Source organism: Micromonospora sp. U56 (assembly GCF_018070095.1).
Lineage (GTDB): Bacteria > Actinomycetota > Actinomycetes > Mycobacteriales > Micromonosporaceae > Micromonospora > Micromonospora purpureochromogenes.
Window position 1 is genome coordinate 1 of record NZ_JAGPYL010000164.1, and the last position, 11,591, is coordinate 11,591.

Sequence of the window (11,591 nt, forward strand, 5' to 3'; positions counted from 1 at the left end):
ACCGGGGGCCGTTGACCGCCGCGATGTCCACACCGCCAGCGGCCACGGGACCGCCACCATCGCCGGTGCCCACACCGGTCCCGTTGCCGTTGCCGGCTGAGTCGTTTACGACATCAGCTCCAAAGGAGCCGACCACCACACCCGGACCCCCGAGCGCCGCCCGCACCTCCTCCTCCGACGCCCGCACCGCCACCATCGCCCCACCAGCCGGCAACGCCTGCATCAACCGACTCCGCGCCGCCACCAACCGAGCCGCGTCCACCAACGACAACACCCCAGCCACATGCGCCGCAGCCAACTCACCGATCGAATGCCCGGCCACGAAATCCGGCCGCACACCCCACGACTCCACCACGCGGAACAGGGCGACCTCGACCGCGAACAGACCGGCCTGCGCATAACCCGTCCGCCGGATCAGCTCCTCATCGTCACCCCAGACGACATCACGCAACGGCCGGTCCAGATGCGCGTCCAACTCGGACACCACCGCATCGAACGCAGCCGCGAACACCGGGAACACCGCGTGCAGCGAGCGACCCATCCCCAGGCGCTGCGCGCCCTGACCGGTGAACAGCACCGCCAACCGGCCACCCGATCGGGCCACGCCGGACACGAGCGTCGGGTCGGGCGTGCCGGCCGCGAGGGCGTCGAGGCCGCGCCGCAGCTCGGTCCGGTCGACGCCGAGGACGACGGCCCGCCGTTCCCATCGGGCCCGCCCGGTGGCGAGGGACCACCCGATGTCGCCGTCGCGCAGGTCGGGGTGTTCGCCCGCGTACGCGGAGAGCCGCCCGGCCTGGGCCCGCAGCGCCGCCTCCGACCGGGCGGACACCAGCCAGGGCACGACCGGGCCGGCGGCGTCCGGGGCAGGGCCGGCCGGCGTCGGGGCTTCGTCCGGGGCCTGCTCGATGATGACGTGCGCGTTGGTGCCACTGATGCCGAACGACGACACCCCGGCCCGGCGCGGATGCCCGTTCACCGGCCACTGGCGCGCCTCGGTCAACAGCTCCACCGCACCGGCGGACCAGTCCACCTGCGGCGACGGCGCGTCCACGTGCAGCGTCCGGGGCATCGCCCCGTGCCGCATGGCGAGGACGACCTTCATCACCCCGGCCACCCCGGCCGCCGCCTGGGTGTGGCCCAGGTTCGACTTGACCGAACCGAGCCAGAGTGGCCGGTCGGCAGGCCGCTCCCGGCCGTACGTGGCCAGCAGCGCCTGCGCCTCGATCGGGTCGCCCAGGGTCGTGCCCGTGCCGTGCGCCTCGACCAGGTCGACCTCGGCGGCCGGGACGCCGGCCGAGGCGAGCGCGGCGCGGATCACCCGCTGTTGCGACGGGCCGTTCGGCGCGGTCATGCCGTTGGACGCGCCGTCGGAGTTGACCGCCGAGCCGCGCACCACGGCGAGGACCGGGTGACCGTTGCGGCGGGCGTCGGAGAGCCGCTCGACCAGCAGGAACCCGGCACCCTCGGCGATGCCGGTGCCGGCCGCGGCGGCGGCGAAGGCGCGGCAGCGGCCGTCCGGGGACAGTGCCCGCTGCCGGCTGAACTCGACGAAGATCTCCGGGGTGGCCATCACGCTGACCCCGCCGGCCAGCGCCAGGTCGCACTCCCCCGACCGCAGCGCCTGCGCGGCCAGGTGCAGCGCCACTAGCGACGACGAGCAGGCGGTGTCGATGGTCACCGCCGGCCCCTCCAGGCCGAGCACGTACGCCACCCGGCCGGAGGCCACCGCGCCGGTGCCGCTGTTGGCCGGGTAGTCGTGGTACATCAGGCCGGCGAAGACGCCGGTGGGGCTGCCCTTGAGCGTCGCCGGGTCGATGCCGGCCCGCTCAAAGGTCTCCCAGGCGCACTCCAGCAGCAACCGTTGCTGTGGGTCCATGCCCAGCGCCTCGTTGGGGCTGATCCCGAAGAACGCGGGGTCGAAGTCGGCGGCGTCGTGGAGGAAGCCGCCGGAGCGGGTGTAGCTGCTGTTGGGCGTGGTGAAGTCGGGGTCGTGCAACTGGTCGACGTTCCAGCCCCGGTCGGCGGGGAAGTCGCCGATGGCGTCCACCCCGTCGGCGACCAGCCGCCACAGCTCCTCCGGCGAGCTGACCCCGCCGGGGAAGCGGCAGCTCATGGCGACGATGGCGATCGGCTCGTCGACCGGCTTCGCCGCCGCCACGGCGGACGGCACGGCGGCGGTACCGGAGAGCTCGTCGACCAGGAAGCGGGCCAGCCCGGCCGGTGAGGGGTAGTCGAAGACCGCGGTGACCGGCAGCCGCAGGCCGAGGGTCTGGTTGAGCCGGTTGCGGAACTCGACCGCGGTGAGCGAGTCGAAGCCCAGTTCGCGGAACGCCCGCTCCGGGGCGACGGCGGCGGCGGAGGTGAAGCCGAGCACCAGCGCCACCCGGTCCAGCACGAGGTCGAGCAGCGCCTGCTCGCGGTCCGCCTCGGGCAGCCGGAGCAGCCGGTCCACCAGGGAGCCGGCGTCGGCGCGTACCCCGGCGGCGCTGCGCCGGGCCACCGGCAGCAAGGTACGGAACAGCGCCGGCACGTCGCCCTGGGCGCGTACGGCGGCGAGGTCGAAGCGGACCGGCAGCAGCAGGGCGTCGGGGCGGTCCAGGGCGGCGTCGAGCAGGGTCAGCCCCTCGTCGACGGTGAGCCCGATCATGCCGCTGCGGGAGATGCGCGCCCGGTCGACGCCGCCGAGCCGCCCGGTCATGCCGGTGGCCTGCGCCCAGAACCCCCAGGCCAGGCACTGGCCGGCGAGCCCCTGCGCCCGACGGTGCGCGGCGAGGCCGGCGAGGAACGCGTTCGCCGCCGCGTAGTTGCCCTGCCCGGGCGCGCCGACCACGCCGGCCGCGGAGCCGAACAGGACGAACGCGCCGAGGTCCGCGTCGCGGGTCAGCTCGTGCAGGTGCAGCGCCGCGTCCACCTTCGGGGCGAGCACGGCGTCGAGCTGTTCGGGGGTGAGCGAGGCGATGGTGCCGTCGTCGAGCACGCCGGCGGTGTGCACCACCGCGGTCAGCGGACGCTCGGCCGGGACGTCGGCCAGCACGGCGGCGAGGGCGCCCCGGTCGGTGACGTCACAGGCGACCTGCGCGACCGCGGCGCCCAGCCCGGTCAGCTCGGCCGCCAGCTCGGCCGCGTCCGGGGCGGCCGGTCCGCGCCGGCTGAGCAGCAGCAGGTGGCGTACGCCGTGGGCGAGGACCAGGTGGCGGGCGACGATGGCGGCGAGGGTGCCGCTGGCGCCGGTGACCAGCACGGTGCCGGCCGGGTCGATCCGGCCGGCCGGCGGCTCCTCGCCGGTGGCCGACGCGCGGACCAGCCGGGTGGCGAACAGGTCGCCAGCGCGTCGCAGCAGTTGCGGCTCACCGGCGGCGACGAGGGTCGGCGCGAGCGCGACGGCGTCGGTGACGTCGACGTCGGTGTCGGCGAGGACGATCCGGTCCGGGTGCTCCGACTGGGCGGAGCGGACCAGCCCCCAGACGGCGGCGCCGGCCAGATCGGTGACGTCCTCGCCGTCGCGGCCGACCGCGCCGCGGGTGAGCACCAGCAGGGTGCTGGCGGCGTACCGGTCGTCGGCCAGCCAGGTCTGGAGGTCGGCGAGCACGCGGCGGGTGGTGTCGTGCACCGACGCCGCGTCGGCGCCGCCGGTGACCGGCAGCACCACCACGTCGGCGACCTCGCCGGCGTCCCACCGTCCGACCTGGACGGGCGCGGGCGGCGGCGTGGGCACGGGCGTCCAGGCGGTGCGGTGGAGCGCCTCGGCGACCGGCCCGGCCGCCGCCGGGGCGAGGTCGGCCGGGAGCGGCCGCAGGACGAGGGAGTCCAGCGAGAGCACCGGCGCGCCGGTGGCGTCGGCAGCCTCGACGGCGACCTCGCCGGCGCGCAGCGGGGTGATCCGCACCCGCAGGCTGGACGCCCCGACCGCGTGCAGGGTGACCCCGGTGAAGGCGAACGGCAGCAGCGCCCGGTCGTCGACGGCGTCGGTGAGGGCGACCGCGTGCAGCGCGGCGTCGAGCAGAGCGGGGTGCAGGTCGGCCCGCTCGGCGTCGGCGGTGGCCTCCTCGGGCAGCTCCACCTCCGCGTACACCTCGGCGCCGGCCCGCCAGGCGGCCCGCAGCCCCTGGAACACCGGCCCGTAGGCCAGCCCGGCGTCGGCCAGCTCCGGGTAGAGGGCGGCGACGTCCACGGCGGTGGCACCGGCCGGCGGCCACTGCCGCAGGCCGTCGGCGGGGCGGGCGGTGGCCGGGGCGAGCTGGCCGGTGGCGTGCCGCTGCCAGGGCGCCTCGGGGGTGGCGTCCTCGGCCCGGGACCAGACGCTGACCGGTCGGGCGCCGCGCTCCCCCGCCGCGCCGACGGCGACCCGCAGTTGCACGCCGGCGCCGTCGGCGAGCACCAGCGGCGCGCCGATGGTCAGCTCGCTGACGGTCGGGCAGCCGACCTCGTCGCCGGCGCGCAGCGCCAGCTCGACCAGGCCGGTGCCGGGGACCAGCACGGTGCCGGCGACGGCGTGGTCGGCCAGCCACGGGTGGGTGCCGGTGGAGATGCGCCCGGTGAGCACCACCCCGTCGTCGGCGGGGGTGGCGACGACCGCGCTGAGCAGCAGGTGGTCGGCGGGACGCTGGCCGGCGCCGGTGACGTCCCCGGTGCCGGTGGCGGCGGCGTCCAGCCAGTGCCGGCGACGCTGGAACGGGTACGTCGGCAGCTGCACCCGCCGCCCCGGCCGCCCCTCGAACAGCGGCAGCCAGTCCACCGCGACGCCGTGGACGTACGCCTCGGCGAGCGAGGTGGCGAGGCGGTCCGGTCCGCCGTCGTCGCGGCGCAGCGTACCGATCACGACGGCCGGGACGCCGGCGTCGGTGACGGTCTCCTCGATACCGACCTTGAGCGTCGGGTGGGCGCTGGGCTCGACGAAGACGGTCAGCCCGTCGGCGAGCATCGCCCGGGTGGCGTCGGCGAAGAGCACGGTCTGCCGCAGGTTGGTGTACCAGTAGCCGCCGTCGAGGGCGGTGGTGTCCAGCTGGGCACCGGTGACCGCCGAGTAGAACGGCACCTCCGCGGTGCGGGGGCGGACCGGGGCGAGCAGTTCGGCGAGCCGGTCCCGGATGCCCTCGACGAAGACGGAGTGCGAGGCGTAGTCCACCGGGATCATCCGGGTGCGGATCTCCTCGGCGGCCAGTTCGGCCTGGAACGCGGTGAGGGCGTCCACCTCGCCGCAGACCACCACCGAGCCGGGGCCGTTGACGGCGGCGAGGGAGAGCCGTCCCGCCCAGCCGGCGAGCCGCTCGCGGGCGGCGTCGGCGGGCAGCGAGACCGACATCATCCCGCCCAGGCCGGCCAGCTCGGCGGCGATGACCTGGCTGCGCAGGGCGACGACCCGGGCGCCGTCGTCGAGGGTGAGCGCGCCGGCGACGCAGGCGGCGGCGATCTCGCCCTGCGAGTGGCCGACCACGGCCGCCGGTTCGATGCCGTGGCTGCGCCACAGCTGGGCCAGCGAGACCATCACCGACCAGAGCACCGGCTGCACCACGTCGACCGGGTCGAGGGTGGGCGCGCCGGGCACGCCGCGCAGCACGTCGACCAGGTCCCAGTCGACGAAGGGTTCCAGCGCGCGGGCGCACTCGGCGATCTTCGCGGCGAAGACCGGCGACGAGTCGAGCAGCTCGACCGCCATCCCGGCCCACTGCGAGCCCTGGCCGGGGAAGACGAACGCGACCCGGGCGTCGGTGCGGGCGGTGCCGCGGACCAGGTTGGTGGCATCGCGGTCGTCGGCGAGGGCGGTCAGGCCGGCCAGCAGCGCGGCGGTGTCCGTACCGGTGACGACCGCGCGGTGTTCCAGCGCGGAGCGGCCGGTGACCAGGGCGTGCCCGACGTCGGCCGGGTCGGGCCCGGCCGCGACGGCGGCGAGCCGCGCGGCCTGCGCGCGCAGCGCCTCCGGGTCACGGGCCGACAGGATCCACGCGAGGGTACGCCCCGACGGCGCCGGCTCCGGCGGCGTGACCTCGGCCGGCTCCTCCTCGGGGGCCTGCTCGATGATGGCGTGCGCGTTGGTGCCGGCGACCCCGAAGGAGGAGACCGCGGCCCGGCGGGGGCGGCCCAGCTCGGGCCAGGGCAGCGCCTCGGCGAGCGGGCGGACGGTCCCCGGTGTCCAGTCCACGTGCGACGACGGGGTGCCGACGTGCAGGCTCTTCGGCAGCAGGCCGTGCCGGATGGCCTGCACCATCTTGATCACACCGCCGACCCCGGCGGCGGCCTGCGCGTGCCCGAAGTTGGACTTCAGCGAGCCGAGCCAGAGCGGCCGGTCCGCCGGCCGGACCTGCCCGTAAGTGGCGAGCAGCGCCTGCGCCTCGATCGGGTCGCCGAGGGTGGTGCCGGTGCCGTGCCCCTCGACCACGTCGACCTCCCCGGGCGGGAGCTGCGCGTTGGCCAGGGCGGCGCGGATGACCCGCTGCTGGGCGGGGCCGCTGGGGGCGGTGAGGCCGTTGGACGCGCCGTCCTGGTTGACCGCGGTGCCGCGCACGACGGCGAGCACCGGGTGGCCGTTGCGGCGGGCGTCGGAGAGCCGTTCGAGCAGCAGCACGCCGGCGCCCTCGGCCCAGCCGGTGCCGTCGGCGTCGTCGGAGTACGCCTTGCAGCGGCCGTCGGGGGCGAGCCCGCGCTGCCGGCTGAACGCCACGAACGGCGCCGGGGTGGACATCACCATCACCCCGCCGGCCAGCGCGAGCGTGCACTCGCGCCGGCGCAGCGCCTGCACCGCCAGGTGCAGCGCGACCAGCGACGACGAGCAGGCGGTGTCCACGGTCAGCGTGGGCCCCTCCAGCCCCAGCGTGTACGCGACCCGCCCGGCGATCACCGAGGCCGCCGCCGCGGTGCCCAGGTACGCCTCGGCCGCCTCGGGAGCGGCGTTGAGCAGGTCACCGTAGTCCTGGTAGCCGGAGCCGGTGAAGACGCCCACCGGCTTGCCCCGCACGGCGTCGGGGGCGATGCCGGCGCGTTCCAGCACCTCCCAGGAGACCTCCAGCATCAGCCGCTGCTGCGGGTCCATCGCCGCCGCCTCGCGCGGGGAGATGCCGAAGAAGGCGGCGTCGAACTCGGCGGCCTCGGCGAGGAAGCCGCCCTCGGCGACGTAGCTGGTGCCGATCCGGTCGGGGTCGTCGGCGAGCAGCCGGGTGAGGTCCCAGCCCCGGTCCGTGGGCAGCGGCCCGACCGCGTCCACCCCGCCGGCCACCAGGTCCCACAGCTGCTCCGGGGTCCGCACGTCTCCCGGGTAGCGGCACGCCATCGCCACGATCGCGATCGGGTCCCGCTCGACGCCCTCGACCTCCTGGAGCCGCTGGCGGGTCTGCGTGAGATCCGCCGTCACCCGCTTCAGGTAGTCGAGAAGCTTGCCGTCCTCCGCCATGCCGGTCCTCACCCCTGTGCGGGTCAGCGCAACCCGAGTTCGTTGTCGATGAAGTCGAAGATCTCGTCGGCGGTCGCCGCCTCGCCGAGCCGGTCGTCGCCGGCGGAGCGGTCGACCAGGCCGATCAGGGCGCGCAGCCGGGCGGCGAGCGCGGGCCGGTCGGCGTCGTCCGCGGGCAGCGCGGCCAGCGACGCCTCCAGCCGGTCCAGGTCGGCCGCCGGCCCGGTGGTCGCGTCGGCGGCGCCGACGCCCAGCTCGGCACCGAGGAACTCCGCCACGGCGGCCGGCGTCGGGTGGTCGAAGACCAGCGTGGCGGGCAGCGCCTGGCCGGTGGCGGCGGTGAGCCGCTGCCGCAGGTCCATCGCGGCGACCGAGTCGAAGCCCAGGTCGGCGAAGGGGCGGGCGGGGTCGAGGGCGGCCGGGCTGTCGTAGCCGAGCAGCGCTGCCACCTCGGCGCGGACGGTGTCCAGCAGGGCCCGCGCCCGCTGGGCCGGCGGCAGCCCGGCGAGCCGGTCGGCCAGCCCGGTCGGGGCGTTCGTGGCGTCGCCGGCGACCGCCTCGGCCACCTCGGGAAGCGCGTCGAGCAGCGGCCGCCGCCGGGCCATGGTGTAGACGGGGGCGAAGCGCGACCAGTCGATGTCGGCGACGACGAGGTCCCCGGCGTCGGCCCGGTACGCCTCGGGCAGCGCGGTGATCGCCAGCTCCGGTCGCATCGGTGGCGCGCCGAGGCGGCGCATTCCGGCGGCCAGTTCGGCGTCGACCATGCCGCCGTCCCAGGAGCCCCAGGCGATCGCGGCGGCGGCGAGGCCCCGGGCCCGGCGGCGGGCGGCCAGCGCGTCCAGGTAGGCGTTGGCGGCGGCGTAGCCGGCCTGCCCGGCGCTGCCCCAGACGGCGGCGCCGGAGGAGAAGAGCACGAACGCGTCCAGCTCGGTGTCGGCGAGCAGGTCGTCGAGGTGGGCGGCGCCGGCCACCTTGGCGGCGGCCACGTCGGCGATCTCGGCGAGGGTCAGCTCCCCGACCGGGGCGATGCGCTGCATGGCGCCGGCGGCGTGCACCACGGCGGTCAGCGGCCACCGGGCGGGCAGCCCGTCGAGCAGGTCCCGGAGCTGGTCGCGGTCGGCGACGTCGCACGCGGCGAGGGTCACCTCGGCGCCGAGGCCGGTCAGCTCGGCGGCCAGCGCGTCCGCGCCGGGGGTGTCCGCGCCGCGCCGGCCGACCAGCACCAGGTGCTCGGTGCCGGCCCGGGCCAGGGCACGGGCCACGTGCGCGCCGAGGCCGCCGGTGCCGCCGGTGACCAGCACGGTGCCGCGCGGCCGCCACGACGGCGGCGCGACCGGCCGGGCGGCCCGGACCATCCGGCGGGCGCGCACCCCGCCGTCGCGGATGGCCACGTGGTCCTCGCCGCCGGTGGTGGTGACCAGGGCGCGCAGCCGGCGCAGGGCGGCCGGGTCGGGGAACTCGGGCAGGTCGACCAGCCCGCCCCAGTGCCGGGGCAGGTCGAGGGCGAGGCCGGTGCCGAGGCCGTGCACGGCGGCCTGGGCCGGGTCGGCGGACTCGCTCGGGTCGACGGCGACCGCGCCGGTGGTGAGGCACCAGATCGGGGCGTCGAGCTGGGCGTCGCCGAGCGCCTGGACCAGCGCCACCGTCGCGGCGAGGCCGCGGGTCAGCGCCGGGTGATCGGGATGCGGCCGGTCGTCGAGGGCGAGCAGGGAGAGCAGCACCGTGCCGGGGCCGGGCAGCTCGCGCAGCCGGGCGGCGAGGGCGTCCCGGTCCGCGTCGGCCACCGGGAGGCGGACCACCTCGCCGCCGTGCTCGGCCAGGGTGGCCGCGATCATGCCGACCCGCAGGTCGTTGTCGTACCCGTCGGGCACGGCGACCAGCCAGCGCGGCGGCGCCGGGCCCGGCTCGGGGTCGGCGACGGACTCCCACACCACCCGGTAGCGCCAGCCGTCCACCGCTGACCGGTCGGCGTGCCGGCGGCGCAGCGCGGACAGGGCGGGCAGCACCTGGCCGAGGGCGGCCGGGTCGACGCCGAGGTCGGCGGCGAGGGCGGCGGGGTCGGCGGCGGCGAGGTCGTCGAGGAAGGTCGGGTCGGCGGCGGCCAGCTCGGGCGCCTCCCACCAGTACCAGCGGCGCTGGAACTCGTAGGTGGGCAGCTCGACCCGGCGGGCGCCGGGGTGCACCGCCGCCCAGTCGACCGCCGTGCCCCGGGTGTGCGCGCGGGCCAGCGCGGTGAGCAGTTCCCGCTCCTCGTCCCGGTCGCGGCGCAGCAGCGGTACGAAGACCGCGTCCCGGCCGTCGCCGACGCAGTCCGGGCCGGTGGCCGAGAGCGCCGCGTCCGGGCCGAGCTCCAGGAACGTGGTGACGCCCTGCTCGGCGAGCCACCGTACGGAGTCGTGGAAGCGGACGGTGCCGCGCACCTGGCGTACCCAGTGCTCGGGGTCGGTCAGCTCGCCGGTGACCGGTTGCCCGGTCAGCGTGGAGACCACCGGCAGGGTCGGCGCGGTGTAGCGCAGCGACCGGGCGACCTCGGCGAAGTCGGCGAGCATGGGTTCCATCAGCGGGCTGTGGAAGGCGTGCGAGACGGCCAGCCGTCGGGTCCGCCGGCCGAGGCCGCGCAACTGCTCGGCGACGGCCAGCGCGGCCGCCTCCACGCCGGAGACCACCACGGCGGTCGGGCCGTTCACCGCGGCCAGGTCGACCCGCTCGTCGAGCAGCGGCCGGACCTCCGCCTCGGTCGCCTCCACGGCGACCATCGCCCCGCCGGGGGGCAGCGCCCCCATCAGCCGGCCCCGGGCGGCGACCAGCGCCGCCGTGTCGGGCAGGGTGAGCACGCCGGCGACGTGCGCGGCGGCCAGCTCGCCGATGGAGTGCCCGACCAGGTACGCCGGGCGTACCCCCCAGCTCTCCAGCAGCCGGTACAGCGCCACCTCCAGCGCGAAGAGCGCCGGCTGGGCGTACCCGGTGTCGTTCAGCGGGTCGGCGTCGGCGCCCCACACCACCTCGCGCAGCGGCCGGGCCAGGTGCTCATCGAGGGCGGCGACGGCGGCGGCGAACGCCTCGGCGAAGGCCGGGAAGGCGGCGTGCAGCTGCCGTCCCATGCCGGGGCGCTGGGCGCCCTGCCCGGTGAAGCAGAAGGCGGTCCGGCCGTCGACGCGGACCGTGTCGCGGACCAGGTGGGCGGCGGCGGTGCCGTCGGCGAGCGCGGCCAGGCCGGCACGGAGCGCGGCGTGGTCGGCGCCGATGACGGCGGCCCGGTGCTCCAGCGCGGCGCGGGTGGTGGCCAGCGAGTACGCCACGTCAGCCGGGGCCTGGTCGGCGCGCTCCTCCAGGTGGCCGGCGAGCCGGCGGGCCTGCGCCCGCAGCGCCGGCTCGTCCCGCCCGGAGACCAGCAGCGCCACCGGCCGCGCGCCAGCGTCGTCCCGCGTCGAGGCGGTGTCGTCGCGGACGGGGGCGGCGGTGTCCTGGACTCCGGCGGCCTCGGCGGGCGGCTCCTCGACGATGACGTGGGCGTTGGTGCCGCTGAGCCCGAACGCGGAGACCCCGGCCCGGCGGGGGCGGTCGCCGCGCGGCCAGGGCCGGGCCTCGGTGAGCAGCCGCACGTTGCCGGTGGACCAGTCCACGTTGGGGGTGGGTTCCTTGACGTGCAGGGTCTGCGGCAGCGTGTCGTGCCGCATCGCCTGCAGCATCTTGATGATCCCGCCGACCCCGGCGGCGGCCTGCGCGTGCCCGACGTTGGACTTGAACGAGCCCAACCAGAGCGGCCGGTCCGCCGGTCGGCCCTGCCCGTACGTGGCGAGCAGCGCCTGCGCCTCGATCGGGTCGCCGAGGGTGGTGCCGGTGCCGTGCGCCTCGACGGCGTCGACCTGGTCGGCGCTGAGCTGCGCGGCGGCCAGCGCGGCCCGGATCACCCGCTGCTGGGCCGGCCCGTTGGGGGCGGAGAGGCCGTTGCTGGCGCCGTCGGAGTTGACCGCGCTGCCCCGGACCAGCCCGAGCACCGGGTGGCCGTGGCGGCGGGCGTCGGCGAGGCGTTCCAGCAGCAGCAGGCCGATGCCCTCGCCCCAGGCGGTGCCGTCGGCGTCGGAGGAGAAGGACTTGCACCGGCCGTTGGGGGCCAGCCCCCGGTCCTGGCTGAACCCGACGAACGAGTCCGGGGTGGACATCACCGTCACGCCGCCGGCCAGGGCCAGGCCGCACTCGCCCGCGC

Annotated in this window: 2 protein-coding genes; both read right to left on the bottom strand. The window is 77.1% G+C overall.

Annotated features, from left to right (window positions below; genetic code table 11):
- Nucleotides 1-7,384, bottom strand: a 7,384-nt coding sequence (locus tag KBX37_RS35070) for a type I polyketide synthase (protein ID WP_247659358.1), incomplete at its 3' end; no start/stop codon positions are given.
- 23 nt (nucleotides 7,385-7,407) lie between these two features.
- The coding region (locus KBX37_RS31280) for a type I polyketide synthase (RefSeq protein ID WP_210779453.1) at nucleotides 7,408-11,591 on the bottom strand (4,184 nt) is incomplete at its 5' end.